Genomic DNA, 26,248 nt, shown 5'->3' with positions numbered 1-26,248 from the left:
GGCCGGCAAGATGGAAGCACAACTCATCGTCCAATGTTTTCTTGTTTTTCTGATCTGCCTGATCATCAGCGCCGTCTGCGTTACGGGGAAGTTCGCCTTTGCCCAGCTGCGCAGGGAATATTTGGAAGAACTCATCCGCGACGGCGACGTATCCTTAAGGCCCTTGCTGTCTCTCTACGATAAGCCCATTATCTTCCTAGCGACGGCCCAGCTCGGCATGGCCTTGTCGGGCCTCATTGCCGGGGCTGCCGGATTCTGCATCCTCTACAGCCTTTACGGCCTCCTCGAGCCCTATGTCGGTCACGTCTGGATCTTATGGCTCATCGACGTCGTCGTGGCCGTCATCCTCTGCTTTATTCTCTGGGTCTTTGGCGAACTGATCCCGAAATCCGTCGGCCTCCAGCGGCCGGAAAAGAGCCTGCGCATGGTCCACCGCCTCATCCATCCCTGGAGCCATCCGCTCTTGCCCTTCATCGTCTTCGGCAACGGTCTGGGGCGGCTCATCTTGGCCGACCGCGGCCTCGACGTCACCAACGAAATCGACTTGGCTCATTCGGAAGATGAAATCCGGATGCTTATTACGGCCAGCCATAAAGAAGGGAAGATCGACCAGGTCGAAAGCGAACTCATCGGCAACGTCTTCGACTTTGCCGACCTCTTAGCGAAAGAAATCATGGTGCCCCGTCAGGATATCGTCTGTCTCTATACGGAAGAGACGATGCACCAGCATCTGCAGACCATCCGCCAGTCGCGGCACACGCGGTACCCCTTGTGTGAAGACGACAAGGACCATATACTGGGCCTGGTCCACATCAAGGACATTATGGATCTCTATATCCATAAGCGCAGCAACCTCAACCTCATCAAGCGGCCGATCCTGACCATTCCGGAAATCATGCCGGCGTCGAAGCTGCTCCAGCTCATGCGCATGCGCCGGACCTACCTGGCCATGGTCGTCGATGAATACGGCAGCACCGTCGGCCTCATCGGCCTGGAAGACATCTTAGAAGAACTGGTCGGCGCCATTCAGAATGAGCACACCCATGAAAAAGAAGAAATCCAGCCCCTGCCCGACGGAGCCTATGAATTTGCCGGGACGGTCCTCCTCGACGACGTCGAAGAGCTGCTGCACATCCCCGTCGAAGAGGACGTCGATACCGATACGATCGGCGGCTACGTCTTTAATGCCTTAGGCCATACACCGATTGTTCACGACGAAGTCACCATTGGAAACTACCGCTTTGAGGTCCTTGAAATGCAGCGCTTCCGCATCGTTCGCCTCAAGGCCGTTCCCATTCCGCCGCCGCCCGTAGCAGACGCCGGGCCGGGGGAAGGGGACGGTGACAGCCATGGCGACTAATCGATCCTTCGGTCAGCGGCCGTCACGACCTTACGACGGCATCATCCTGGCCGTCAAAAAGACGAGTGCCAAACAACTGGTCCTGACCGTTTTGACGCACCAGGAAGGGATTCTCCACGTCCTGGCCCGGCGCAGTACCCAGGGCAAGATGGGCTACGGTGCCTTGGCGCCTTTGGCGGAGATTTCCTTCGACGTCTTTGAAAAGGACGGCGTCCACACCTTGACCGAGTACGACTGCCGTGCCAATCGGCGCCTTCGCGACCTGACCTGGGACGGCTACGTCTATTCCCAGATTTTCGTCGAAATGGTCCTCCTTCTCACGGCGAGCGGAGAAAAAGATGAAGAACTGTACCGCTTGGTCCGCCTCTACGGACGGTCCATCGAAGTGAAAGACGTCCGCATCGTCACCCTCATCGCCGGCTGGCAGCTCCTGGCGCTGACGGGCTTTCTGCCGGAAACGGACGAGGCCCGCATCTTTTACCGCGGCCGGGGTTACTGTGACCAGCCCGTTTACTACATCGACTACCAGAATCGGGGCGACATGGCCGAACTGCCGCTTACGCCGGCTGTGCGCCAAACGTGGCAGACCCTTATCCGATATCCTTGGGGGACGGACGAAAAAATAAATCTGCGCAGGGGAGACCTGAATTTTTTAGAAGCCCTGCTCTATAACTACGTCAACCAGTGCAGCGAGGGGCAGATGAAAACGCCGGACTTATTGAAAACCGGCCTGCCGCCGCAGCCGTAAAGAGCCCGAAAGAACTGAACGCCTTTCGGACTCTTTTTTGCATCTCCGGAAACGGATCGGGCCCTGCCCTTCGGAGGCTTCCTTCAAAAAATGACAGTCCGGGATATATAGAAGTATGATTTCCGTAAGAAAGAGGGAAGGATGCCTGGTTCCGTGGCCGCCGGCGATGGGGCGATGAAGCCGTAGTTTTGGCGTACCGGGTCCATCAGGGACAGCCTTTATATTTCCAATGATGGAGCTCATCGTGCAGGCTTTCTACGACGGCCTGCCGGGCCATATCGCCATAGACTAACTGGGTATGGGCTCCTTTTTTCCATATCGGCGACGACGGGAGCTTCCCGCCGGTGATGTGACCGGCCAGAAAATTTTTTAAGCGCCGGATGAACCACGCGGGCAGGCGTTTGTGGTACTTTCGGTAGCGAATAAAGATTTGGATGCGGTCGGGCATGATGCGAAAGCCTTCGACGACGGCGATTTTATTGTATTCTTTCATGAGGTCTAAGGCCTTAGTGACGGCCTTGCCCGACGGGGAGGGCTGCCAGACGAGCTGGTCTTCGTCGGTGGCAACGGTCCCGAAAGGGGCTTTTCCGTTGCAGGCATAGAGGGTGATCAACTGGCCTCGGGGGACCGTCGAAAAAGGCGGCAGCCAGGAGGGGATCGGGGAAAATGCTTTTAGGGTCATGACGACACCTCCGTGAATTGAATGGTGTGACGAGCTGTCATTGCCTCTATTGTACACGTCCACTCTGAGAATACAATTAAGGGAAGATGTTCTCCTGTTAAAACCAAATTAGACCTTGTTTTTCCTGAATAAGGTGGTATAATAAAACTATTTCACTTTAGGTTCTGTGTACTGCAAAGAGAGGATGATTCCATGGTTCGCAGTATGACTTCCGGCAACCCGATCGGGCTGATCCTGGCCTTTACCGTGCCCTTATTGATCGGCAACGTCTTCCAGCAATTCTATAATATTGCCGACATCATCATCGTCGGCCGGACGATCGGCGTCAATGCTTTAGCGGCTGTCGGCGCCGTCGCCCCTGTATATATGTCCGTTTTTGGCGTGACCATCGGTCTGTCGGCCGGTTTTTCGGTCATCGTCGGCCAGCGCTTCGGCGCCAAAGACATGGAAGGCCTGCGCCGTTCTGTGGCGACATCGACGATGCTGGCCTTTGTCATTACCCTCATGGTTACGGCCGGTGTCAGCCTGGCCATGCCCCTTATCCTGCGGGTCATGAACATATCCGGTGTCCTCTATGACGATGCCTACCACTACATGATCATCATCGTTCTGGGACTCATGGCGATGATGGCCTATAACCTCTTGTCCAGCATCTGCCGGGCCCTGGGGGACAGTCGGACGCCCCTTTATTTTCTCATCGTATCGTCCCTTTTGAACATCGCCCTGGCCCTCTTGTTCATCGTCGTCTTCGGCTGGGGTGTACCGGGATCGGCCATCGCCTTGGTCATCGCCCAGGGCGTGTCAGCCGTCTTGTGCTTTGCCTTTATGAAAAAGCGGTTTCCCATGCTTCGCCTGACCCGCTATGACTGGAAGTTTGATTGGGCCTTTGCCTGGCAGCACCTGCGCCTGGGCCTTCCCATGGCGGTCCAGTTCCTCATCATTTCCATGGGAATCTTGATCCTCCAATCGGTCTGCAATACCTTCGGACCGGAGACGATTGCCGGCTTCGTATCGGCGACGAAAATCGAACAGTTGGCCCTGCAGCCCATGATTTCCTTCGGCATTGCCATGGCCGTCTATTCGGCGCAGAACTACGGCGCCGGTAAGTTTGACCGCATCCGTATGGGTGTCCGTCAATGTTCCCTGGTCTCCCTGGCCTTCTGCGCGGCAGCGGCTGTTGCCATGTACTTTTACGGCCGCAACGTCATCGCCTTGTTCACGACCGTTCACGATGATATCCTCATGGAACAGGCCCTCCTTTATTTAAAGATGTCGGTCCCGTTCTATATTTTTTTGGGACAAATCTTTGTCTACCGCAATGCCCTTCAGGGAATGGGCATTTCCAGCGTGCCTTTGATCAGCAGCCTGTTAGAACTCAGCGGCCGCAGCGTGTCGGCCTTGGTATTGGCTTCGATGTGGGGCTACTTCGGCATTTGCTGTGCCAGTCCGATTTGCTGGGTCATGGCGGCCTTGTTTACGGGCGGTTCCTACTATTGGGTCATGCACTCCATGAAGAATAAAAGGCGCTGCGTAATCGAATAGACCCTGTCGTCCTCGGGCATAAAAAATCCCGTCTCTCTTTTAGGAGGCGGGATTCTTTTCGGTTAGAGATGTTTTTCACCCCAGTGCTTCAATTCCAGCAGGATGGGAATCATGGAGTGGGCTTTTTCGGTCAGGGAGTATTCGACGCGGACCGGCATTTCACGGTACTGTTTGCGTTCGATGAGGCCGTCTTCTTCCATTTCTTTTAAGGATTGGGCCAGCATCGTATTGGTGATGCCGTAGACGGCGCGGCGCAGTTCGCCGTAGCGCATGACGCCCTTGTCGTCGATGACGCAGAGCAAGAGGATTTTCCACTTGCCGCCGATGATATTTAAGACCTTTTTTAAGCCGCAGCCCTGGCCGGCGATATTTTCGCAGATCGATTCGTGATTCATGGTATTCTTTCCTTTCGTAGTCCGTTTTTTCGTACTACCTCCAAAAAAACTTCGTACTTGATAAGTTTTACATACCATGTATAATATACGTATCAAAAGAAAAAATCAAGTCATTTACAGAAAGGTGGTCTTCCTCATGGAATACAAATTCACATCGGATAATTTTCAGCAAGAAGTCTTAGAAAGCAAAGAACCGGTCATGATCGACTTTTATGCCGACTGGTGCGGCCCGTGCCAGATGATGGGCCCTGTCGTCGCTAACTTTGCCGAAGAATATGCCGGCAAAATCAAAATCGGCAAGGTCAACACCGATGCCGAACCGCAGTTGGCGAAGGATTACCAGGTCATGAGCATTCCGAACTTCGTCTTCATCAAAGACGGCAAGGTCGTTGACCAGGCCATCGGTGCCGTATCGGCCGATGCCTTGAAAGAAAAACTCGACGCACTCCTCTAAGTGGTTATGAAAGAAGGGAACGCCATGATTTATGATGTATTGATTCTCGGTGCCGGCCCGGCCGGGCTTGCGGCAGCCATCTATGCCGGCCGCAACAACCAGTCGGTCCTGCTCATCGAAAAGGGCCAGGACGGCGGTCAAATTTCGCTCACGGCAGATCTTGAAAACTATCCCGGCCAGATGCTGGAAGGGGAGAGCGGTATGTCTCTTTCCATGCGTATGGCTCAGCAGGCGAAGAACTTTGGCGTTACACGCGCCCTCGATTCGATCGTCGAAGCCAACCTTTCCGGTGACGTCAAGGAACTGGTGGGGAAATCCGATACGTATCGCGGCCGTACGGTCATCATCGCCTCCGGTGCCAACCATCGTCAGTTAGGGATTCCCAGTGAACCTGAGCTGGTCGGTCATGGCATTTCCTATTGTGCCACTTGTGATGCCGGCTTTTTCCGCGGCCTCGACGTCTACGTTGCCGGCGGCGGCGACAGTGCCGTCCAGGAAGCCATCTTCCTGACCCGCTTTGCCCGCAAGGTCACTGTCGTCCATCGCCGCCATGAACTGCGTGCCGTCCCGGCCTTGCAGGAACAGGCTTTTGCCAATGACAAACTGGATTTTATCTGGGATTCTGTCATCGACGATGCCGGCGGCGACGGCAAACTGCAGTGGCTTTCGGTGCGCAACGTCAAGACCGGTGAAACGACGAAAATCGAGGCACCTGCAGAAGACGGCTTCATGGGCCTCTTCGTCTTCCTCGGCATCGTACCGGCGACGGATATGTTTGCCGACGTCTTGACCTTGAAAGACGGCTACATCGTGACCGATGAAGAGATGCACACCAACATCCCCGGCGTCTTTGCCGCCGGCGATATCCGCTATAAATCGCTGCGGCAAGTCGTGACGGCCGCTGCCGACGGCGCCATTGCCGCCATGGAAGCTTACCATTACTTGAATCACTAATATATGGAAGGCACGTTGACCGAAATATAGTCAGCGTGCCTTTTTTCGTTTTGCAGCAAAAAAACGCCCTGCAGTCATTAGAGATGCAGGGCGTTTCAGGTGAAGGCTTCTTTCCGGGAGCCTTCTTATTCGAAGGAGTTGATCAAAGTCAGGAGCTCTTCTTGATGGGCCGGATACCATTCATCATATGGCTGGTTGGCCTTGAGGAGGACGTCGTTTAAGGCCAGGAAGAAAGCCGGCAGGTTTTTCGAGGTGATCGTTCCGATCTGTTCGGCGACGACGCCCTTTCCGAGGGCGTAACTGCCGCCGGCATAGATGTTGAAGGCCGGTTCCATGGCGTCGCCGACTTTTTTTGCAGCACCGCGCAGGCCGAGGGCGGCCGTCTGCTGGACGGCACAGTTCGACGGGCAGCCCGAGAAGTGGCATTTGGGCAGGAAATGGCTGTCGACGCCGCGGTCTTTCAAGGTTTTGGCAACTTCGGCCAGCATGCCGTGAGAGTCGCGCAGGCCCTGCTGGCAGACGGTGGCACCGATGCAGCTGACCGAGTGTTCGAAGGCCGTCGTCGCCGTATCACCTGCTGTGAGGGCGGCAACTTTCCGGGCTTCGTCAGCCGTCAAGTTGATGATATACGCCGTTTCATCGGCATTGAGGCGGATTTCGGCGCCTTCTATCGTCGAGAGCAGCCCTAAGAGGTCTTTGAAAACGGACAACTTCGGCGTGCCGCCTAAAGGCTTGTATTCGACGTGGTACAGGCCTTCTTGTTTCTGCTTGCGGATGCGGGGGTCAGCGAGGACCGAGTCATCGGCACCGCTCTTGGCAAGGGCCGGTTCTTCGTCGATGGAGAAGTCCGGGATGCCTTCTTTGCGGGCTTTTTCGACAGCGTCGCGGACGGCCTTTCGGAAGGCGTCTTCGCCGAGCTGATCGAGGATGAAGCGGGACCGGTTCTTGGCCCGGTGTTCATAGTCGCCGTACTTCATGTAGACGTCGCGGCCGTAGCCTAAGATGTAGTAAGGGATGTCCATGGGATCGATGCCTTCGTCGATGAGGATGCCGAAGCGCGAGCCGTTGACGCCGAAGCCGCCGCCGGCGTAGACGTCGAAGGTGTGGTCCGGACGAGCGACGAAGCCCAGGTCCTTGAAGGTCGCATGGCCTTCGTTGTCGCGGCCGCTGGAGAAGCTGATTTTATACTTCCGCGGCAGTTTGAAGACGGGAATGAGGTTGATGACGAAGTTGGCGGCGGCCTTAATATAAGGCGTCATGTTGAAATATTCGCCGGGAGCGATACCGTGGAGCGGACTGGCCGTGATATTTCGCGGGTTGTCGCCGCCGGCGCCGATGCAGTAGATGCCGTTCTCGAAACAGTCCTGGTAGAGGTCGAGGACGGACTGTTCGTTGAGATGATGGATCTGCAGGGCTTCACCGGTCGTGAAATGGACGAGGTCCGTATCGTATTTGTCGAGGGCTTCTTTCAAAAAAGCGATGTGAGCGCTGTCGATAGCCCCGCCGGAGAAGCGGAGGCGCAGCATGCTGCTGTTGGCACCGCGTTCGCCGTAGCTGCCGAATTTACCGGAAATGCCTTTATATTTGCCGGGCGGCAGTTCCTTAGCATAAAAAGCCTTGGTCGCTTCGACGAATTGGGGGAAGCGGCTGCGTATTTCTTCCTTTGTTTCTGCTGTAATCTGAGTCATTTTTTAACCACCCCTTATAAAACAATGGATTTTTGTCTTATTATAACAGACTTTACCGGTCGGGGCAAAAAGAGAATTGCCGGAAAAATTGCATTTTCTTTCAAATTTGTTTACTCTATAGATATAAAATAGAGAGGTTCAAATTTACATAAAAACAGGTGATGGGTATGCAGTTACGCGACTGGCCGCTGCGCAAACGGCTTTTGTTTTCTAATTTCATTATGATTTTTATCCCCGTCTTATTTACGGGTATCGTCAGCATCTTCATCCTGCTGGGCCTTCAATTCGGCAACATCAACCGGACCAGTATCATTTCCTTCGTTTGGCCGGAAAGCGGCCAGAATATGGCCATCCAGTTCGAGCTGAGCCGCCTTCGCGTCCGCTCCGACCGCTACGACGGTAATTTGGCGCCTTTGCTGCTGGTAGCCGATCACTTGGAGGACCAGGGGCTCAATGTGTCCATTTGGAAGGACGGACAAGATCTCTACGATACAGCCGGTATCGACGGGGATTACCTCCGCCGCCAGGTGATGGACGGTGAGCCCCGAGGCCACGCCAGCTTTTCCTGGACCGGCGAAGGCCTGCGCTTTTATTACGTGTCACCCCATACGGACGTCCATCTGGCCGTTTCCGGCGCCGTGCCCTTGTACCCCGAGTCGGAATTCATCGATTTATCTTCCAAAGAAATCTTGAAACTGGCCTTCTATGTCCTGGCGGTCTTGGCCATTTTGCTGACCGTTGCCGTCGGCATCGCCTTGTCGCGGTGGATGGCCCGCCAGATCGTCGAGCCCGTCGAACGGTTGCGGGACATGGCCGATGCCATCAGTCAGGGGGATCTCGACCACCCCGTGCCCATCGTGTCGCGCGATGAAATCGGCGATACGTGCCGGTCTTTTGAACAGATGCGGCTCCAGCTTCGTTCGGCTCGGGATACGCGGGAAAAGTATGATCAGAACCGCAAGGAACTCTTGGCCGGCATCTCTCACGACTTATCGACGCCCCTTACGAAAATCGAAGGCTACGCCAGCGGCATCGTCGACGGTATTGCCAATACGCCGGAAAAGAGACGCCATTATTTGACCATGATCCAGGACACGTCGCGCCATATGGCAAAGTTGGTACAGACCCTGTTCCTCTTTTCGAAGCTCGATTTAGGGCAGATCCCCTTCCATTGGGAGACGGTTGACATCAGGGCCTACGTGGCCGACTATGTCGGGGAACAAGGGCCGCTCTATGAATCGCAGGGCCTCTCTGTCCGTTTCACCTCCGCCGTCGATAAGGCGGAGGCACGTCTGGACCGGAGTCAGTTCCAGCGGGTCCTTGAAAATATCCTCAGCAACAGCCTGAAATACAAGGATCAAGACCGGGGGCAGGTGGACGTGTCTCTCAAAGACGACGGCGGCCAAGGCTGGCTCTTGACCTTTGCCGATGACGGCCGCGGCGTCGACGACGCTGATTTGACGAAAATCTTTGAAAGTTTTTATCGCAGCGATAAGGCCCGCAGCAATGTGGCTAAGGGCAGCGGTCTGGGACTGGCTGTGGTGCAGCAGATTGTCCTTGCCATGGGCGGCACCATTTGGGCTCGCCATACAGAACCGAAGGGGCTCACCATCTGCATTCGATTACCGAAAGGAGAGGCATAAGATGAAGCGGATTTTAATCATTGAAGACGACAAGGGCATTGCTGAATTGGAAAGGGACTACTTGGAAGCCAACGGCTTTGCCGTCGATATGGCGTTTGACGGCGATGCGGGGGAGCAGAAGGCCCTTCAGGAAGCCTATGACTTCATCATCCTCGACATCATGCTGCCCGGCCGCGACGGCTTCCAAATCTGCCGCACGATCCGCGAATCGAAGGATATTCCCATCATCCTCGTATCGGCCCGGCAGGAAGACATCGACAAGATACGGGGCCTGGGACTCGGTGCCGACGACTACATCGTAAAGCCTTTCAGTCCCAACGAACTTGTAGCCCGTGTCAAGGCCCACCTGGCCCGGTATGAACAATTGACGGCCCGGGAAGTCCACCGTCATGCCCTCTGTTTTGACGGCCTTGAAATCGACGAAAGCGGCCATCGCGTCTTCGTGAGGGGGCAGGAAGTGAGCCTGCCCAATAAGGAATTTGAACTCCTCTTGTTCTTTGCCAAGAACCCGGGCATCGTCTTTAGCAAGGAAACCCTCTTTGACCGCGTCTGGGGCAGTGAAGCCCTGGGCGAAACGGCGACGGTATCGGTCCACGTCAACCGCATCCGCGAAAAGATCGAAGAAGATACGGCCAAACCCCGCTATATCGAAACGGTCTGGGGCGCCGGATACCGCTTCCACGGATAGAAAGCGATTTTTATAGATCCTTCCCGGTTTATTGTCAGTCTGTTCAAACTTTGTTTAACTTTCCTCCCTATACTGTAGCCATCATCACAGATGTATAGAAAGGAAAGGATACCATGGAGACTTATCAGACGAAACATGAAACGCCGGGGGTGATTTCCCTCGTCCAACGGCTCTGGCAAAGAGTCCTGTCACAACCGGCTGTCGTCCTCGCCGTCATGACGGCCATCCTTTGTTTTGCTGCCAATCACTTGCTGGTCGTTACCGACCCTGTCGAATCGAATTACGCCTTGACGGCCAAGGAAATGCTGGCTTCGGGTGACTATGTTTCGCCCCGCATCTTTGGCAATTATTGGTACGATAAACCGATCTTCTTTTATTGGGAGCTCATCGCTGCCTTTAAGTTGTTTGGCATCAGTAATTTTGCGGCTCGCTTCTTCCCGGCCCTCTTCGGCGTTGCCGGCATCCTCTTGGCCTACGCTTTTACGGCCCGGCTCTACGACAAGAAAACGGGATTTTTCACGGGCCTCATCTTGTTGACGACGGTCGAATATTTCTACCTGTCCAAGGCCATCATCACCGATATGACCTTGTTCGTCTTCTATTCGGCCTGCCTCATGGCCTTTTATATCGCCTACAGTGAAAAACGGCCGGCCTTTTATTATGCAGCCTACGCCTTTGCCGGTCTCTCCGTTTTGACCAAAGGTCCCATCGGACTCTTGCAGCCGGGGCTCATTATCCTGCTGTTCCTCTTATGGCGCCGCGATTTAAAAGCCTTGCTGCACCTTAAAATGATTTCCGGGCTAATGCTCTTTTTGGCCATCACAGCCGTCTGGTACGTCCCCATGTACATGATGCACGGCGACGCCTTCATCAGCCAGTTCATCGGCGTCCACAACGTCCTGCGGGCGACCGTATCGGAACATCCGCGATACGACGTCTGGTATTACTACAGCGCCATCTTCTTAGTGGGATTCATCCCCTGGGTCTTTACCCTGCCCCTGGCTTGGCGCGACTACGGCCTTACTCGGAAAATGGCAGCTCTTTGGAAGGAAAAGAAAGTGCGCCTTCCGGCCCTTTCCATGAAGACTCAGTTCCTCCTCGTCTGGGCGGTCACGATTTTCGTCACCTACCAGTTCATGGCGACGAAGTACATGACCTACACCTTCCCGTACATGATTCCCATCGCCATCGGCTTTGCGTCTTATTTGAAGAAATACGACCGCTTTGTCGTCAACATGGCCGGCATCGTCCTGGCCCTTTACGTCGCCGTGACCTACCTGGTCATCATCCCTCAGTGCCAACAAGCTTCGGCTTACGGCGTCTCCCAGATCGTCCGTACCGTAGCCGATGACCAGACGACGGTCGTCATGTACGGCGGCCGCTATTCCGTGTCCCAGACGTATTACTCCGGCCATCGGGCTTACCGCTTAGCTACAGCCGACCGAATCCGTGAACTCCTGCCCGGCGACATCAGCTGGAATGCGAAAAATGTCATGCCTTTCATGGCTATCGAAGACCTGCCCGACCACGACAAGGTCCTGGCCCTGGTCAATGACCGCGAGGAAGCCCACTTCCTTCAGGAAGTTCCCGGCCATTGGAAATGGATCGGTCAAAAAGGCGTCTGGGTCGTTTACCAAAAAGAAAGCGATTTGTAGTCCCCTTGGAATGGCCTTGTGACTGAATTGTAAAGGCCGGCGCGTATACTATAGTCAATCTTAAATGAAGGGATTGATATCTATGAAAAAGTTTCAGAATATAGTACGAATGGCTTTAGTATTGGCTGTTACGACGGCAACCTTCAGCGGCGCTGCCCTGACGGCCCAGGCTGCAGAACCGAGACCGTACAATCAGCAGTGGGAACAGCACGATAACGACCGCAATCGTGACAACCACAACGATAAGAACCACAAAAACGACAAAAATCACAAGAAATACAAGAACGACAAGAAGTACAAGAACGATTGGAAAGAAAAAGAAAATCCTAAAAAAGATGTCGACCAGGCCAACCGTAAAGCCAATATCGCTATCGGCGTCGCTGCTATTGCAACGATCGTCGCCTTGTCGAAATAAGATCGATTCCAAGACTGTCCTTTTGGGGCAGTCTTTTTTTTGTGCCGGAACCTTTGGGGGCCATCCTTGTCAAGGGGCGGTCCGATGGGTATAATAAAATAGTATATAACGATAAAGGATGTGTTTGTTATGCAATTGACGCCGCGCCTGGAGGCGGCCGTGTCTCTGATTCCTAAGGGGACGGTCATCGCCGACATCGGGACCGACCATGCTTATATTCCGGTCCATACCTGTGAAACGGGGTGGTGCCCGTCGGCCATTGCCGCCGATATCGTGCCGGGACCCCTGGCGGCGGCCAAGGCTCACGTCGCCGGTGCCGGCCTTGCGGACCGTATCGACTGCCGCCTCGGCGACGGCCTGACCTGCGTTGAAACAGGGGAAGCGGACGGCGCCGTCATCTGCGGCATGGGCGGGTCCTTGATGATCAAAATCCTGCACCAGTCCTATGACCTCTGGCAGTCTTTGAAGTTCGTCGTTCTCCAGCCTCAAAGCGACAGCGGCGATCTGCGGCGCTTTCTCTATGAAGCGGGCTGGCATATCGAAGACGAAAAAATGGTCATCGACGACGGCCGCCTCTACGAGCTGCTGCGGGCCGTGCCGGGAAGGGCAGAGGCTTTGCCGGACTGGCAGTATGAACTGGGCCCGGTCAATTGGCAGCGCCGCGACGGACTCCTCGTCCGCAAGATCGAGATCCTCATGGAGACCAAGGGGCGCATTTTAGCGGGCCTCAAGAAGAGCCGCCGCGACCTGCACGTTCAAATAGAAGCATTAGAAAAGGACTTATCCTTTTGGAGGGACATGAAATGTCAGTTACAGTAGGTGAAATTGTAAAGGTATTGAATACCTGGGCGCCCTTATCGCTGAAAGAGTCGTGGGACAATCCGGGTCTGCTCATCGGAAATCCCGATGAAACCGTCGATAAGGTCTTGGTGACCCTGGACGTCATGACGGACACCGTCGACTACGCCGTCGAACAGGGCGTGAAATTGATCGTCAGCCATCATCCGGTCATCTTCGACGGCCTGAAATCGCTGCGGACCGATACCTATAACGGGGCCATGTATCAAAAGCTCCTGGCCCATCATATCGCCGTCTACAGCGCCCATACCAACCTCGACAGCGCCGACGGCGGCGTCAATGACGTCCTGGCAGGCTTACTGGGCCTTACGGACATCGAAGGCTTAGTCCCTGTTTCCGAAGACAAACTCTATAAAATCGCCGTCTACGTCCCGGAAAGCCACGGCGACGCCCTGCGCAAGGCATTGGCTGACAGCGGCGCCGGCTATATCGGAAAGTACAGTGACTGTTCCTTTACGACGAAGGGCGAAGGGCGGTTCAAAGCCCATGAAGGGGCGAATCCCTTTATTGGCACCGTCGGAAAAGTGGAAACGGCAGCGGAAGAACGGATTGAAACCATCGTTCCTGAAAGGGGCCTCAAAACGGTGCTGCAGGCTATGATAGCGGCTCATCCCTATGAAGAACCGGCCTACGATATCTATCCTTTAAAAAATGCCGGTCATGCCTTTACCATGGGCCGTGTCGGCAATTGGCCGACGCCGGAACCGGCCATGGCCGTCCTCCAGAAGATAAAGGACATCCTCCACCGCGATGCCTTGTCCTATGCCGGCAATACGGATGTAACCGTTCGCCGCGTCGCCCTCCTCGGCGGCGGTGGGGCCGGCTTCATCAAAATGGCAAAAAATGCCGGTGCCGACCTCTATCTTACGGGTGACGTCAAATACCACGACGCCCAGGAAGCCTTTAAGCAGGGCCTCGTCGTCGTCGACGGCGGCCACTTCGGTACAGAATCGCCTGTCGTCGACGACCTTTGCCGGAGACTTCAGGCCGCGTCAGAAGAACGGCAGTGGGGCATCGACTGCCGGCGCGACCCGACGTCGCAGGATATGATTCAGTATTTAATCTAAACGGTTCTCGGGAGAACCGATAAGGAAGGTAGCTGTACTATGACTAAAGAAGACCATGTAAAACACTTATTAGAAGACCCGGTCTATGCCATCATGGGCAATGAAGAACTTTGCCTGGGCCGGAGCAATATCGACGTCGCCAAGGGGCTGATTGAAGCCGGCGTTACCATCATCCAGTATCGGGAAAAGCATAAAAAATGGCGTGCTAAATACGAAGAAGCCAAGGCCATTGCCAACCTCTGCCATGAAAAAGGCGTGACCTTCATCATGAATGATTCGACAGACCTTGCCATCGCCTGCGGGGCCGACGGCATCCACGTCGGACAAGACGATGCGCCGGTCGAAGTCGTCCGCCAATTGGCAGGGCCCGACGTCTTCATCGGCGTTTCGACGAATACCGTCGACGAAATGAAACAGGCCCTGGCCGACGGTGCCGATTACGTCGGCTTCGGCCCCATGTTCCCGACCCAATCGAAGGCCGATGCCGATGACGTCGTAAGCGGCGAAGCCAAGGCCTTTGCCTTGACGTTCAGCCTGCCCGTCGTCACCATCGGCGGCATCAGCCTGGACAATATCCGCAGTATCTATGATGAAGGCTTCCGTTCCTTTGCCATGATTTCAGCCATCGTCGGCAAGGAAGACATGACCAAGGCCGTCGCCGACATCCGCCGTATCTTGCAGTAACGGCATAACAAGGCCGACGGTGGTCATTGACGGCAATCGGAAAATATGATATTCTATAAGACGTTGAGTATGAAAGGCAATCGCTAGTGCTTCGGCATTAGAGGAAAGTCCGAGCTCCGCAGGGCAGGATGCCGGCTAACGGCCGGCGAAGGTGACTTTAGGGACAGTGCCACAGAAATGTGTACCGCCACGCAAGTGGTAAGGGTGGAACGGTGCGGTAAGAGCGCACCAGCGGTACAGTAATGTGCCGGCTAGGTAAACCCCATCTGGAGCAAGACCGAATAGGGAAGGGATGAAGCGGCCCGCTGATCTTCCGGGTTGTGTCGCTTGAACATGCTGGCAACAGTATGTCTAGATAGATGATTGCTGCTGCGCAAGCAGTACAAAACTCGGCTTACTGATTACTCATCATTATAGGAATACAAGGGACTGTTGCGTGACATGACAGCATGCGGCAGTCCCTTTACATTTATGGCCGTCCATGATATTATTGCAATAAGTGGTTTTTATGGGCCTCAACCATAAGAATGAATTACCACGGCAAGGAATACTTAAACAAACAAAAGCGAGGGATTTAAGTTGGCATTAATCGTTAAGAAGTTTGGCGGCAGCTCTGTCGCTACGCCGGACAAAATGCGTGCTATTGTGCAACGGGTCTTGAAAGGGAAAAAGCCTGAAGACAAAATCGTCATCGTCGTCTCTGCCATGGGGGATACGACGGATGATTTAGTAGCCTTAGCAAAGCAGATTACCTCTAAGGCTTACGGCCGTGAAATGGATATGCTCCTGACGACGGGCGAACAGGTTTCGATCGCCCTCATGGCCATGGCCTTCCAAGAAGCCGGTCAGAAGGCCGTCTCCTTTACGGGGGCTCAGGCAGGCATCAAGACCAGTGATGCTTTCAACAAGGGCCGTATTCTGGCTTTGAAGCCGGCCCGTATCATGAAGGCACTGGAACAAGATAATATCGTCGTCGTTGCCGGTTTCCAGGGCATTACCGGTCATGGTGACATCACAACCCTCGGCCGAGGCGGTTCCGATACGACAGCCGTCGCCATTGCCGGCGCTATCCACGCTGATGTTTGTGAAATCTATACCGACGTTGACGGCGTATACACGTCCGATCCCCGTGTCGTTCCCAATGCTAGAAAAATCGATCAGATCACATACGGCGAAATGCTGGAAATGGCGAAACTCGGCGCCGGTGTCATGCAGCCCCGGGCCGTCGAAATGGGCAGCCGCTTCGGCGTTCCCATTTACGTGCGCTCGACTTTTTCGGAAGATGAAGGAACTATGATACAGGAGGATTGCTCTATGGAAGTCAAACAATATCTCATCCGCGGCGTCGCTTCGGATAAAAATGTTGCTAAAATCACCGTTCTCGGGATTCCCAATAAACCGGGGTTTGCTTATCGCGTCTTTTCTGAATTGGCAGAAAAGAACGTCGACGTCGACATGATCGTTCAGAGCGTCCGCTATGCCAACGAAGGCGTTACGGATATTACCTTTACCATTGCCCGCACGGATTTGGAAGAAGCCGAATCGGTCTTCGAATCCCTGCGCACGGAAATGCCGGTTGAAGACATCATCATCGACGACAAGATGGCTAAGGTTTCCGTCGTCGGCGCCGGTATGGCCGGTCACCCGGGCATTGCCGCCGGCATGTTCGGCGTCCTCAGCGACAATGATATCAACATCGAAATTATTTCTACGTCGGAAATCAGTATTACCTGCCTCATTGCGGAAGAAGTCGTCGATTCGGCGGTCAAAGCCATTCATCAGCACTTCTTCGACGAAGAAGACTAGGGGGATCCATGTCTGTATTGGATAGCTTTACCGAAGAAATGCTGCAGTCTGAACTGCCCAAGCGAGTGACCTTGGAGCGGCTCATTCACGGGCTGGAAGTCGAGAAGCCGCCGAAGTTTTCCATTCCGGCACCGAAATATACCTTTGAAACGAATTTACATGGCTTTCGGTACGATTACCAGCATCAAACTGTTACGATTTCTTATAAAGTAGCCCACGGCCTTCACGATGATATGACCGTGTCCTTTACGACCTTTCGGGTCTTGCTGGAAGGGCTGGGGGTCTGTATCCGAATGCAGAAGTGGTAGTTAACGTTGCCGCAGTTCCTGAGGGGATTGCGGCTCTTTTTTTGGAGGAATTATGCGCTGCGGAACGGATATGGTACAAATCAGCCGCATGGATGATTTAGTGCGGCGTCACGGCACGTCGCTGCATCGATTCTTTACGGAACAGGAACTGGCCTACTGCCAGCGTGGCGGGGCGTGGCGGACGGAGTCCCTGGCCGGCATCTTTGCGGCCAAAGAGGCCTTGTTCAAGGCCTTGGGAACGGGTTTTCGCCGGGGAAAATGGACCGACGTCGAAGTCGTTCACGATGAATGGGGGGCGCCGCAGTTTTGCTGTTACGGTTTCTATGCCGAGGCCGTGCGGGAAAAAAGCGATCAGCCGCCGTCCCTGTCCATTGCTCATGACGGGGACTATGCCGTCGCTTTCGTCGTCCTGTAAGGGCGATACGATTTAGGATTTAGAAGGGAGCCAGGCCATGAAAAAAATAAATACAGCCGCCCAGATGCGGCAAATGGATTATGAAGCCATGCACGGAATATACGCGATAGCACCGGCAGTACTCATGGAAAACGCCGGTCGGGCCGTTGCCGAACGGACCGAAAAATGGATCGAAGGCTGGGACGGCAAAGACGTCGTTATCTTTTGCGGTAAGGGCAATAACGGCGGTGACGGCTTCGTCATCGCCCGCTATATCTTAGCGGCCGGAGCCAGAGCCTATGTCTACATCTTAGGCGATGACGGAGATTACAGCGACGAAGCGCGTCAACACCTGCATACCTTACGGGAGCTGGCAGATGACGAAACGTGTCTCCTCCTTTCGGCTCCGGAAAGTCAGGATGATTGGCAGCTCCTGCGAAAACGGCTCCACGCCTCGTCCATCGTCATCGATGCCATGGTCGGAACGGGCTTTCACGGCAGCCTGCGCCAACCTGTAGCAGCCATCGTAGCGGAAATCAACGTGGCCTCTGCCGTCGGGGCGGTGACGGTCATCGCCGTCGACATGCCGACCGGTGTCAATGCCGATACGGGCGTCGTCAGCCATGGCGATGACGAAGAAGACGGACCCCTCTTTGCCGATATGACGGTCACCTTCGGTGTCTTGAAACGAGGCCTTTCCCTCTATCCCGGACGGGCCTGCGCCGGCCATATCGAAGTCGATTCCATCGGCATGCCCGGGCCGCTCCTATACGGCGCCAATGACGATGCCGTCTATTTACTGCAGCAGTCAGATATCGCCGAAATCGTCGTGCCCCGCAGCCCCGACAGCCATAAGGGCAGTCACGGGACGATCGCCATTGTCACCGGCAGCAGCCAAATGGCGGGAGCCGCCCTCATGGCCGCCCACGGAGCCGTCCGCAGCGGTGCCGGGAAAGTCTTTCTCCGCGTACCCGGTAAGGTCGGGCCTTACTGTATCGGTGTCCAGCCGGAAGTCATGGTCAAAAGTGTCGGGACCGGCGACTCTTTTATGGCAGAGGACGCCGAGTCTATCATCGAAGAAAGCCGGAACTGGTCGGTATTGGCCATGGGTCCCGGCATGGGGAAGGATGACCGGACGCGGGAATTCTTGAAGCGCGTCTTAGCCGGAACGACGTGCCCCGTCGTCCTCGATGCCGACGCCTTGAACCTCTTGGCCGGTGAAAAGGAATTCATCCGTTCCCTGGGACAGGGACTCATCGTAACGCCCCACTTGGCAGAATTTTCCCGCCTCAGCGGATTGTCCCTGGATGACATCAAAGAGGACCTCATCGGAACGGCTCGGGCCTTTGCGGCAGACTGGAAGGTCAACCTGGTCCTCAAAGGGGCGCCGACCCTCATCGTGTCGGCCAAGACGGGCAACGTCTACGTCAACCCGACGGGCAATGCCGGCATGGCCTGCGGCGGCATGGGCGATATCCTGACCGGTATGATTGCCGCCATGACGGCCCATCAGGGCATGAGTGATCTCTGCAGTGCCGCCTGTGCCGGCGTCTATCTCCACGGTGCCGCCGGCGACGCCTGCCGAAAAGACCGCGGCCCTTACGGCTTTACGCCCATGGAAACGGCCGATGCCGTGCCGAGGGTCTTAGCAGACCTCGAAGAAAATTTGGCCCTGCCTATTTTGCAGCAGCCCTTAATTGGAGGCAAGTAAGTTGAAGAAACGAAGATTTTTATTATTTCCTGTAACCCTGTTATTGACCTGTATGCTCATCCTCGCCGGTTGTGCCAACAGCCTTACGTCCATGGCGTCTTCCGGAGCCAGTGCCGTCCAGTCCCTGACCGATTCTGATAAAGACCTGAAGGTGTCGGTCCTGAACGTCGGCCAGGCCGATGCGACCCTCATCCAGTATAAGGGCCAAAATATGCTCATTGACACAGGCGACGTTGACAGCCGCGATTCTTTGGTACAGCAGCTGAAAGAGCGCAACGTAAAAGAACTCGACGCCATTATCATCACCCATCCTCACGGCGACCACATGGGCGGCATGGCAGCCTTATTTAAAGCCTTTCCCATCAAGCAGATTTACGATAACGGACAAGTGGCCAACACGGTCATGTACCGCAACTACTTAAAGAACATCAAGGCCAAGCAGATTCCCTACAAGGTATTGAAGAAAGGGGACAGCCTGACCCTTGGCGATGACGTCGTCTTTACGGTCCTCTCGCCGGGTACGATTTTCACTAAGGAGAATACGACCGGTGTTTCGGAAAGCGGCTTGACCAATGATAACTCCATCGTCTGCAAGATGACCTACGGCAAGTTCTCCATGCTGTTCACCGGCGATGCCCAAAAGGAAGTCGAACAGCAGCTCCTCAAAGAGGACATCAAGGCCGATATCCTGAAAGTCGGCCACCACGGCAGCAAGACGTCGTCGTCCGATGCCTTCGTGAAAGCCGTAGCTCCTAAGGCAGCGACCATTTCCTGCGGCGTCAATAATTCCTATAAATTCCCGCATGAACCGACCTTGAAGACCCTTCAGAAATATCATGTCGACGTATACAGAACGGACCGCAACGGCGTCATTACCATCAAGACCGACGGTTCGTCGTACAGCATTGAAAAGGAGCATGAATGATGAAAAAAGAACTCATCGGCAGCATCGACCGCATTACGGAACAGACAGCCTATATCGTCTTGAATGACGATGAGCATGAACTCCAATTTCCCGTCGAACTCCTGCCCGAAGGGGCCGATGAAGGCATGGCCTTTACTCTGACCATCGAGCGCAACGAAGCGGAGGAACAGAAGTTAGCCGACGAAATCGCCGAGCTCCGCAGCAGTCTGCAGCAGAATCCATAGTCGATAACGCCCGTTGAGAAGCGAGATACCTTCTCAACGGGCGTTTTTTCTGTTTTGGGAGAGGCAGATATGTTAGCCGCTGAATGATGCGGTGCGTCCGATTAAAACGAAATGAAATTGTAAAAATGAAATGCTTTCTTACTATGCATACGAAATTGACAAATATGGCATAAAATGAATAAATAAACATAAAATGAATGGATATGTAAAATTACTAAGCTGTAAATCGTAAAAAGTTAGTAAATTCACAAAATAAAATGGCTTAATTAAGCTAATGTTTAAAAATAAAGAAATTTTTCACGAAGGACGTTACTTTGACAGGGTAAAAACTAAAATGTATAATAATTACAGTGAGTGTGGTGCGCAGGCAGGCAGCACTCGCCCGATAGAGCCGACAAACAGTGTGATTCAAGGCAGTAAAAGAGAGGAAACTAGGACAACTCGCCAATGAACCCTTGAAGAATACGTTTCGACACTCGCCTGTAACGGTGTAAGGCTTACAGAAACTTCATCTTATCGAAAAGGGGTTATACTCATGAAATCCAAAGTATTAGCAGCTCTCGTAGCAACCATGGCCGTTGGCGCAACTTGTGCTTTCGCAGCGAACCCGTTTGTCGACGTACCGTCCGACAGCTGGGCTTACAAATCCGTCGTAGAATTGGCTGACGCCGGCATCATCCAGGGTGTTGACGGTGAACACTTCCAGGGCCAGCGTAACATCACTCGTTACGAAGCCGCTGAAATGGTCGCTAAAGCTATGGCTCACATGGACAAAGCTTCTGTCGAACAGCGTGCCCTCATCAACAAATTGGCTGATGAATTCGCTGACGAACTCAACAACCTCGGCGTTCGCGTAAGCGCTCTCGAAAACCGCGTCGGCAACGTTAAACTGACCGGTGACGCTCGTGTTCGCTATCGTTATCAGAAAGACAGCAAAGAAAACGACGCTTCTTGGGATTATCGTGTTCGCCTCCGCGCTAATGCTATGGTCAACAAAAACACGAAAGTTACCTATGGCATCAGCACCGGCAACCATTCCTTTGCTGATAATGGCAAAGCTGAAGACGAAAACGACATCTTATCGGATATCGCTAAAGTCGACTACAACTTCGGCGGCGGCGACTGGACTCTCAGCGTCGGCCGTACGGACAAATACGTTATCGGCGGTTCTAAAGGTTATGGCTACAACTACGGCGATATCTTCGACCGCGCTGAATTGAAGTACAGCGGCGACAGCTTCATGGCTACGGCCGGCTACGGTAAATTTAAGGCTGGCGGTGTTGCAGGTCTTGCAGCTGATTCGTCGAGAACTGTCTTGCCGGATGGTCTTGACGGCACCAAGACGGCTTACGGCGTCATCGAAGGCCGCTTCGGCAACGGTACGGCTATCGGCGGTTACTACAACACCTTCGACAACGATGACTACAACGCTTTGGTACGCGGTACGGAACTCGATTACCTCTGGGGTGCTTATGCCAGCCTCAACTTCAGCAAGGACTGGAACCTCCTCGCTAACTACGAACGCGTCAACTACAACAGCAACATCAACTCCACCGTTCGTGGCGACGAAGATTCCGCTACCGTTTGGATCGGCCGCCTGACCTACGGCAAAGCTGTCATGGCTACGCCGAAGACCTGGGACGCTTGGGTTGAATACCTCAACGCTGAAGACGGCGCTTACATCGGCGGTTCCACCAACTCCTGGAGATGGGGCAAACTGGATAACCTCGAATCCTGGGGTGCCGGTATCGACTACACCTTCGCGAAAAACGCTCAGTTCCAGGTCATGCAGTCCTTCGCATCGAAAGTTAAAGATGGCGACGGCAGCGATCCGGAAGAACAGACGCGTGCTCAGTTCGTATTCGCATTCTAATCCTTCCTCATCAAGGAACTTACAGAGACCACTCAGAAATGGGTGGTCTTTTTTTGTGCGGACAAGGCCTGTGAAAGCCTTGACGAATATCGCATAAAATGAGTCAATCAAGATGGATGAGCCTGTACTTGGATGTAACGTGTAAAAAAAGTTAGTAAATTCACAAACTAAAATAGCATACTGAAGCCGATATTTAAAAATAAATGGATTTTTTACAAGATACTTTGACAGGTTAGAATACAAAATGTATACTCATTACAAAGATTGTTGTGCCAAGGCAGGCAGCACGTGCCCCGTAGGGCAGACAACGGTATGATTCAAGGCCGTAACAGAGAGGCAACCGGGATAACTTGCCAAAGGACCCTTGAAGCATATGTGTTGACACGCGCCTGTGACGGGGGAAGGCTTACAGAAATTTCATTTTACATCGAAAGGGAGGTTACTACTCATGAAAGCCAAAGTATTCGCAGCGCTTGCCGCAGCCATGGCCGTTGGGGCCACTTGTGTTTTCGCCGCCAACCCGTTTGTCGACGTACCGTCCGACAGTTGGGCTTATCAATCCGTCGTCGAATTGGCTGACGCCGGCATCATCCAGGGCGTTGACGGGGAACACTTCCAGGGCCAGCGCAACATCACTCGTTACGAAGCCGCTGAAATGGTCGCTAAAGCCATGGCTCACATGGACAAAGCGTCTGTCGAACAGCGCGCCCTCATCAACAAATTGGCTGATGAATTTGCTGACGAGCTCAACAGCCTCGGCGTCCGTGTCAGCGCTCTCGAAAACCGCGTCGGCAAGGTGAAACTGACCGGGGACGCTCGTTTTCGCTATCGTTATCAGAAAAACAATAAAGAAAACGATAAATCTTGGGATTATCGTATTCGCCTTCGCGCTAACGCCATGGTTAACGACCGAACGAAGGTTACGTACGGTATCAGCAGTAATTACCACTCCTTTGCCGATAATGGCGCCGCTGAAGATGAAAATGATATCCTGACCGATATCGCTAAAGTCGACTATAATTTTGGCGGCAAGGCTTGGAACCTCAGCGTCGGTCGTACGGATCGATATGTCATCGGCGGCAATAACTCCTATGGCTATAACTACGGCGATATCTTCGACCGTGCGGAGTTGGCATACAAGGGCGACGGCTTCAAAGCTGCGGCCGGCTACGGTAAAATCAAGAAGGGCCGTCTGGCAGGGTCCGGCACTATGGAAGGCGCTAAGACGGGGTACGGTCTCATCGAAGGTTCCTTCGGCAACGGTACGGCTATCGGTACTTATTACAACTCCTTCCAGGATACCAACCTCGATGATCTCTGGGGGGCTTATGCCAGCTTCCTTTTCGGCCGGGACTGGAAGCTCCTCGCGAACTACGAACGCGTCAGCTACGACAAGGCTATCTCCACGGCACGTGGCAGCGAAGATTCGGCCGGCGTTTGGATCGGCCGCTTGACCTATGGCAAGGCCGTCATGGCTACGCCCAAGACATGGGATGTTTGGGTTGAATACATCAATGCTCAGGACGGTGCCTATGCTGTAGGTGCTTTTGGTGCCACCAGTTCTTGGAGACGGATTGGCAAATTAGATAACCTCGAATCTTGGGGTGCCGGCATCGACTATACCTTCGCGAAAAACGCTCAGTTCCAGGTCGGACAGTCCTTCGCTTCGAAAGTGAAAGACGGCGACGGCAAAGATCCGGAAGAACTGACGCGAGCCCAGTTCGTATTCGTATTCTAATCCTTCTCTGTCAAGAAATTTACCAAGACCACTCAGCCATGGGTGGTCTTTTTTGCGCTGTCAGGGCCTTATTTTTCGTGGAAGACGCCGGCAGCGGATATCGCTCTTGGGGGAGGGGAAATAAAAAAACGCAGCTACATGACGTGGCTGCGTTTTTCATCTCACCCGTTTGGAGGCGGCTGATTCTTTCTTATAAAGCTTTCGGCAGGGTAAAGAACCAAATCTGGCTTTCCTGTTCCGTCGGAGCGTTCTTCTTGAGGCTGATTTTGACCTTATGGACTTTATTGTCTTTATTGTAGATCATGGCTTTTTTGTCGCTGTCGTAGGTGTAGTCCGATACTTCCGGATCGGCGACGGCCGGGTCTTTGACATCGATATCCATGCCGAAGTCATTGTCGTTGACGACGGCGAGGGTCTGGCGGTCCGGCAAGAGGGCCAGGCCTTCGGCTTTTTCGATGTTCCAGCCATTCGCACGCAGGTCGAGGATCAGTTCTTTCTTAGCCGGTACGATTTTTCCGTCCAGGCGGCCGTATTCGAGATCGCCGTTATCGCCAATGGGCGTCGCGCCGTTGAGGTCTACTTTGTAAATCAGGTTCTGCATTTCGCCGTGCTGTTTGCCCTGTTCGATCATGAGGAACTGGCCTTTGCCGATGGACGTGATGTCGCCGATTTTGGCAGCGCCGGTGTTCTTATAGCCCGTGTCGACGGGATAGGCATACATGGTCGTTTCTTTCGTGACCGGATCGAATTCGACGATGCGCGTATATTTGGCCGTCTTGGCCGTTTTGCCATCGACGTTTAAGGGGCTTTGGATGAGGGCGAAGACATGGCCCTTTTCATCGACCGTCAGGCCTTCACTGCCGCGGTTGGGGACGCGGTCGGCTAAGATTTTGGGCAGGCCCATGCCGGGGCCGTATTTTTCAAGGATATTGCCTTTTTTATCGACTTTCGCGATGAAGGGGCCGTATTCGTCACTGATCCAGAAATTGCCGTCCTTATCGAGGGCCAAGCCTTCCGTATCGAGACCGTTTCTGTCGGTACCGAGATCATTCATCTTGAAGTCCAGGGCGACTTCATTGGTCGAACCGGTCAGGCCCGACGGAATCGGTTTGCCGCTGATGGGCTTGCCGTTTACTTTCAAGGGGATGGAAGAAATGATATCGGCCCGGTCTTTAGCCGGATTAACCTTGATGACGCCGATGCTGGGCGTGAAGTTCGGCGTCGGGAAGAATTTCCCGGACATCTTTTTGCCGTCTTTGACGTACGTCGGGATGTCGCCGTTAGGGCCGCGGTCGGTGATGGCGTAGAATTCCATCGTGCCGTCGGCTTTGACCGATTTCAGGGCCAGGGCCGAGCCGTAACCGGGGTTGATGCGATGGTTAAAGGCTTTTTCATTTCCCTTATAAGGCAGCTGATAGGCATCAGCATGGACGATGTAGGCCGTCGGTTCGACGTCCTTGGCACTCAGGGCCATGCTTCCCATGGCGGTAAGGGTCAGCCCTAAAGCGAGCCAGCGTTTCCATTGTTTTTTCATAGTGATCATGCACCTCCTGCATATTTCAGCTCATTTTATCAAAAGGGCATCAATGTTTTGTGATAAAAGGGTAAGAGCCATGTAAAAACAGAAATGGTGTATAATGGTAGAAAAGGCATCGAAAAGGAGACAGGTACATGACGGAATCAGAATGGGAACAACTTTTACAAATCAAGACGGCCGGCCGCGACGACAGCCACTCCGACGGGGAACATCATCCCTATGAACCGACGGACTACGGCGTCCTCGAAAAATTGGCCAACAGCGGCTCTATCCGCAAGAAGGACACCCTCGTCGACTATGGCAGCGGCAAGGGAAGGGTCAGCATCTTTATGACCTATCAGACCGGATGCCGCTCTATCGGCATCGAATACGACGAACGGTTGTGGCAGAAAGCCCTGGTCAACGCCGAGAGTCCGGCAGCTCGAAACAAGGTGGCCTTTATCCTGGCCGATGCAGCGGTGTATGACCTGCCGGATGAAGCCGACTGCTGCTTCTTCTTCAACCCCTTTGCCCTGCACACCCTGAAAAGGGTCTTGGGGAAGATCTTCGATTCTTTGCAGCGCCGGCCGCGGCGGCTGCGAATCTTCTTTTACTATCCTTATGAAGACGTGGAAGATTTTCTCAGCCACCACCTGCGCCTCGTGGCAGAAAACCCGATCGACTGCAGCGACCTCTTTAGGGGCGATGGGAAAGAAAAAATCCTCGTATATCGCGTGAGAGAGGAGCTGTAAGCCCTTAGCGGTTTTGCTGATTGCGGAGATAACGGGCCGCACTGCACCGCAGTGTATCGAGTTCATCCGATTGGATGTGGTTGTCGCAGAGGGGCAGGATCTGATCTTGTAAGACGGAATCCGGCGCCATTTTCAGCCTTTCCGGATCCATGATATGCTCCCCTTTAG

The 26,248-nt window shown here is 54.0% G+C and carries 25 protein-coding genes and 1 other RNA gene; 22 read left to right on the top strand and 4 right to left on the bottom strand.

Features of this window, described 5'->3' with window-relative positions; translation table 11 throughout:
• Window positions 1-10: 10 nt before the first annotated feature.
• Complete coding sequence (locus tag A0U42_RS01030; RefSeq protein ID WP_065359526.1) at window positions 11-1,360, top strand: hemolysin family protein; 1,350 nt, start codon at window positions 11-13, stop codon at window positions 1,358-1,360.
• Window positions 1,350-2,108 carry a DNA repair protein RecO gene (locus tag A0U42_RS01025; protein WP_065359525.1) on the top strand — a complete coding sequence of 253 codons (759 nt, stop codon included), beginning with the start codon at window positions 1,350-1,352 and terminating at the stop codon, window positions 2,106-2,108. The genes A0U42_RS01030 and A0U42_RS01025 overlap by 11 nt, the downstream gene beginning before the upstream one ends.
• Window positions 2,109-2,313: 205 nt before the next feature.
• Here A0U42_RS01025 and A0U42_RS01020 read toward each other — a convergent pair whose 3' ends face one another.
• Entirely contained in the window at window positions 2,314-2,790 is a 477-nt protein-coding gene (locus A0U42_RS01020; RefSeq protein ID WP_065359524.1) for a hypothetical protein, read from the bottom strand.
• A 192-nt stretch (window positions 2,791-2,982) separates the two neighbouring features.
• On the opposite strand from A0U42_RS01020, the gene A0U42_RS01015 reads away from it, so the two are divergent.
• Entirely contained in the window at window positions 2,983-4,332 is a 1,350-nt protein-coding gene (locus A0U42_RS01015) for an MATE family efflux transporter (protein ID WP_065359523.1), read from the top strand.
• Window positions 4,333-4,394: 62 nt separating this feature from the next.
• Here the strand turns inward: A0U42_RS01015 and A0U42_RS01010 are convergent, their stop codons facing one another.
• Window positions 4,395-4,727, bottom strand: coding sequence for a helix-turn-helix domain-containing protein (locus A0U42_RS01010; RefSeq protein ID WP_044503483.1), 333 nt, complete (start codon window positions 4,725-4,727; stop codon window positions 4,395-4,397).
• A 136-nt stretch (window positions 4,728-4,863) separates the two neighbouring features.
• Here A0U42_RS01010 and trxA point away from each other — a divergent pair, with 136 nt between their 5' ends.
• Complete coding sequence (gene trxA / locus A0U42_RS01005) at window positions 4,864-5,181, top strand: thioredoxin (protein WP_062411555.1); 318 nt, start codon at window positions 4,864-4,866, stop codon at window positions 5,179-5,181.
• Between the two features lie 24 nt (window positions 5,182-5,205).
• Window positions 5,206-6,135: an NAD(P)/FAD-dependent oxidoreductase gene (locus tag A0U42_RS01000; RefSeq protein ID WP_218055510.1), complete on the top strand. Its 930-nt coding sequence runs from the start codon at window positions 5,206-5,208 to the stop codon at window positions 6,133-6,135.
• A 125-nt stretch (window positions 6,136-6,260) separates the two neighbouring features.
• Here the strand turns inward: A0U42_RS01000 and A0U42_RS00995 are convergent, their stop codons facing one another.
• The gene (locus A0U42_RS00995; RefSeq protein WP_065359521.1) at window positions 6,261-7,823 is read right to left on the bottom strand and encodes a nitrite/sulfite reductase; all 1,563 of its coding nucleotides are present in this window, start codon (window positions 7,821-7,823) and stop codon (window positions 6,261-6,263) included.
• Window positions 7,824-7,990: 167 nt separating this feature from the next.
• Here A0U42_RS00995 and A0U42_RS00990 point away from each other — a divergent pair, with 167 nt between their 5' ends.
• From A0U42_RS00990 to A0U42_RS00915, 16 genes are all read left to right on the top strand, one after another.
• A complete protein-coding gene (locus A0U42_RS00990; protein ID WP_065359520.1) occupies window positions 7,991-9,466 on the top strand; it encodes a HAMP domain-containing sensor histidine kinase in 1,476 nt (491 codons plus the stop codon).
• Window position 9,467: 1 nt separating this feature from the next.
• Window positions 9,468-10,154 (top strand): response regulator transcription factor, encoded by a 687-nt coding sequence (locus tag A0U42_RS00985; protein WP_065359519.1) that lies wholly within the window; start codon window positions 9,468-9,470, stop codon window positions 10,152-10,154.
• A 113-nt stretch (window positions 10,155-10,267) separates the two neighbouring features.
• On the top strand, window positions 10,268-11,809 hold the full coding sequence (locus A0U42_RS00980) for a glycosyltransferase family 39 protein (RefSeq protein WP_083122107.1): 1,542 nt from the start codon (window positions 10,268-10,270) through the stop codon (window positions 11,807-11,809).
• Between the two features lie 109 nt (window positions 11,810-11,918).
• Entirely contained in the window at window positions 11,919-12,224 is a 306-nt protein-coding gene (locus A0U42_RS00975) for a hypothetical protein (RefSeq protein ID WP_255304070.1), read from the top strand.
• A 129-nt stretch (window positions 12,225-12,353) separates the two neighbouring features.
• Window positions 12,354-13,043, top strand: coding sequence for a class I SAM-dependent methyltransferase (locus tag A0U42_RS00970; protein WP_065359517.1), 690 nt, complete (start codon window positions 12,354-12,356; stop codon window positions 13,041-13,043).
• Window positions 13,028-14,149, top strand: coding sequence for a Nif3-like dinuclear metal center hexameric protein (locus A0U42_RS00965; RefSeq protein ID WP_065359516.1), 1,122 nt, complete (start codon window positions 13,028-13,030; stop codon window positions 14,147-14,149). Before A0U42_RS00970 ends, A0U42_RS00965 begins: the two co-directional genes overlap by 16 nt.
• Window positions 14,150-14,188: 39 nt before the next feature.
• Entirely contained in the window at window positions 14,189-14,833 is a 645-nt protein-coding gene (gene thiE / locus A0U42_RS00960) for a thiamine phosphate synthase (protein ID WP_065359515.1), read from the top strand.
• 64 nt (window positions 14,834-14,897) lie between these two features.
• Window positions 14,898-15,245, top strand: an RNA gene (rnpB, locus tag A0U42_RS00955) — RNase P RNA component class A.
• A gap of 167 nt (window positions 15,246-15,412) precedes the next feature.
• Window positions 15,413-16,639, top strand: a complete 1,227-nt coding sequence (locus A0U42_RS00950; RefSeq protein WP_065359514.1) for an aspartate kinase — start codon at window positions 15,413-15,415, stop codon at window positions 16,637-16,639.
• Window positions 16,640-16,647: 8 nt separating this feature from the next.
• Window positions 16,648-16,947 (top strand): hypothetical protein, encoded by a 300-nt coding sequence (locus A0U42_RS00945; protein ID WP_044503494.1) that lies wholly within the window; start codon window positions 16,648-16,650, stop codon window positions 16,945-16,947.
• A gap of 52 nt (window positions 16,948-16,999) precedes the next feature.
• Window positions 17,000-17,362 carry a holo-ACP synthase gene (gene acpS, locus A0U42_RS00940; protein ID WP_065359513.1) on the top strand — a complete coding sequence of 121 codons (363 nt, stop codon included), beginning with the start codon at window positions 17,000-17,002 and terminating at the stop codon, window positions 17,360-17,362.
• A gap of 37 nt (window positions 17,363-17,399) precedes the next feature.
• Window positions 17,400-19,052: a bifunctional ADP-dependent NAD(P)H-hydrate dehydratase/NAD(P)H-hydrate epimerase gene (locus A0U42_RS00935; protein ID WP_065359512.1), complete on the top strand. Its 1,653-nt coding sequence runs from the start codon at window positions 17,400-17,402 to the stop codon at window positions 19,050-19,052.
• 1 nt (window position 19,053) lies between these two features.
• Entirely contained in the window at window positions 19,054-19,977 is a 924-nt protein-coding gene (locus A0U42_RS00930; RefSeq protein WP_044503497.1) for a ComEC/Rec2 family competence protein, read from the top strand.
• On the top strand, window positions 19,974-20,201 hold the full coding sequence (locus A0U42_RS00925) for a DUF3006 domain-containing protein (protein WP_255304069.1): 228 nt from the start codon (window positions 19,974-19,976) through the stop codon (window positions 20,199-20,201). The genes A0U42_RS00930 and A0U42_RS00925 overlap by 4 nt, the downstream gene beginning before the upstream one ends.
• Window positions 20,202-20,736: 535 nt before the next feature.
• Window positions 20,737-22,074, top strand: a complete 1,338-nt coding sequence (locus tag A0U42_RS00920) for an S-layer homology domain-containing protein (RefSeq protein ID WP_065359510.1) — start codon at window positions 20,737-20,739, stop codon at window positions 22,072-22,074.
• A 448-nt stretch (window positions 22,075-22,522) separates the two neighbouring features.
• Window positions 22,523-23,812: an S-layer homology domain-containing protein gene (locus A0U42_RS00915; RefSeq protein WP_065359509.1), complete on the top strand. Its 1,290-nt coding sequence runs from the start codon at window positions 22,523-22,525 to the stop codon at window positions 23,810-23,812.
• A 190-nt stretch (window positions 23,813-24,002) separates the two neighbouring features.
• On the opposite strand, the gene A0U42_RS00910 is transcribed toward A0U42_RS00915, so the two are convergent.
• Window positions 24,003-25,346 carry an esterase-like activity of phytase family protein gene (locus tag A0U42_RS00910; RefSeq protein ID WP_176698827.1) on the bottom strand — a complete coding sequence of 448 codons (1,344 nt, stop codon included), beginning with the start codon at window positions 25,344-25,346 and terminating at the stop codon, window positions 24,003-24,005.
• Between the two features lie 137 nt (window positions 25,347-25,483).
• Between A0U42_RS00910 and A0U42_RS00905 the strand changes: the two genes are divergently transcribed.
• The gene (locus A0U42_RS00905; RefSeq protein ID WP_065359508.1) at window positions 25,484-26,080 is read left to right on the top strand and encodes a class I SAM-dependent methyltransferase; all 597 of its coding nucleotides are present in this window, start codon (window positions 25,484-25,486) and stop codon (window positions 26,078-26,080) included.
• Window positions 26,081-26,248: the final 168 nt, after the last annotated feature.

The organism is Megasphaera sp. DISK 18, from assembly GCF_001682955.1.
GTDB lineage: Bacteria > Bacillota > Negativicutes > Veillonellales > Megasphaeraceae > Megasphaera > Megasphaera massiliensis.
This window is presented reverse-complemented; position numbering and strand designations above follow the sequence as displayed.

Excerpts from the sequence above, each read along its gene's own strand:
- A0U42_RS01030 (WP_065359526.1), top strand. The coding sequence starts at position 11 with ATGGAAGCACAACTCATCGTCCAATGTTTTCTTGTTTTTCTGATCTGC.
- A0U42_RS01025 (WP_065359525.1), top strand. The coding sequence starts at position 1,350 with ATGGCGACTAATCGATCCTTCGGTCAGCGGCCGTCACGACCTTACGAC.
- A0U42_RS01020 (WP_065359524.1), bottom strand. The coding sequence starts at position 2,790 with ATGACCCTAAAAGCATTTTCCCCGATCCCCTCCTGGCTGCCGCCTTTT.
- A0U42_RS01015 (WP_065359523.1), top strand. The coding sequence starts at position 2,983 with ATGGTTCGCAGTATGACTTCCGGCAACCCGATCGGGCTGATCCTGGCC.
- A0U42_RS01010 (WP_044503483.1), bottom strand. The coding sequence starts at position 4,727 with ATGAATCACGAATCGATCTGCGAAAATATCGCCGGCCAGGGCTGCGGC.
- trxA (WP_062411555.1), top strand. The coding sequence starts at position 4,864 with ATGGAATACAAATTCACATCGGATAATTTTCAGCAAGAAGTCTTAGAA.
- A0U42_RS01000 (WP_218055510.1), top strand. The coding sequence starts at position 5,206 with ATGATTTATGATGTATTGATTCTCGGTGCCGGCCCGGCCGGGCTTGCG.
- A0U42_RS00995 (WP_065359521.1), bottom strand. The coding sequence starts at position 7,823 with ATGACTCAGATTACAGCAGAAACAAAGGAAGAAATACGCAGCCGCTTC.
- A0U42_RS00990 (WP_065359520.1), top strand. The coding sequence starts at position 7,991 with ATGCAGTTACGCGACTGGCCGCTGCGCAAACGGCTTTTGTTTTCTAAT.
- A0U42_RS00985 (WP_065359519.1), top strand. The coding sequence starts at position 9,468 with ATGAAGCGGATTTTAATCATTGAAGACGACAAGGGCATTGCTGAATTG.
- A0U42_RS00980 (WP_083122107.1), top strand. The coding sequence starts at position 10,268 with ATGGAGACTTATCAGACGAAACATGAAACGCCGGGGGTGATTTCCCTC.
- A0U42_RS00975 (WP_255304070.1), top strand. The coding sequence starts at position 11,919 with ATGGCTTTAGTATTGGCTGTTACGACGGCAACCTTCAGCGGCGCTGCC.
- A0U42_RS00970 (WP_065359517.1), top strand. The coding sequence starts at position 12,354 with ATGCAATTGACGCCGCGCCTGGAGGCGGCCGTGTCTCTGATTCCTAAG.
- A0U42_RS00965 (WP_065359516.1), top strand. The coding sequence starts at position 13,028 with ATGTCAGTTACAGTAGGTGAAATTGTAAAGGTATTGAATACCTGGGCG.
- thiE (WP_065359515.1), top strand. The coding sequence starts at position 14,189 with ATGACTAAAGAAGACCATGTAAAACACTTATTAGAAGACCCGGTCTAT.
- A0U42_RS00945 (WP_044503494.1), top strand. The coding sequence starts at position 16,648 with ATGTCTGTATTGGATAGCTTTACCGAAGAAATGCTGCAGTCTGAACTG.
- acpS (WP_065359513.1), top strand. The coding sequence starts at position 17,000 with ATGCGCTGCGGAACGGATATGGTACAAATCAGCCGCATGGATGATTTA.
- A0U42_RS00935 (WP_065359512.1), top strand. The coding sequence starts at position 17,400 with ATGAAAAAAATAAATACAGCCGCCCAGATGCGGCAAATGGATTATGAA.
- A0U42_RS00925 (WP_255304069.1), top strand. The coding sequence starts at position 19,974 with ATGATGAAAAAAGAACTCATCGGCAGCATCGACCGCATTACGGAACAG.
- A0U42_RS00920 (WP_065359510.1), top strand. The coding sequence starts at position 20,737 with ATGAAATCCAAAGTATTAGCAGCTCTCGTAGCAACCATGGCCGTTGGC.
- A0U42_RS00915 (WP_065359509.1), top strand. The coding sequence starts at position 22,523 with ATGAAAGCCAAAGTATTCGCAGCGCTTGCCGCAGCCATGGCCGTTGGG.
- A0U42_RS00910 (WP_176698827.1), bottom strand. The coding sequence starts at position 25,346 with ATGAAAAAACAATGGAAACGCTGGCTCGCTTTAGGGCTGACCCTTACC.
- A0U42_RS00905 (WP_065359508.1), top strand. The coding sequence starts at position 25,484 with ATGACGGAATCAGAATGGGAACAACTTTTACAAATCAAGACGGCCGGC.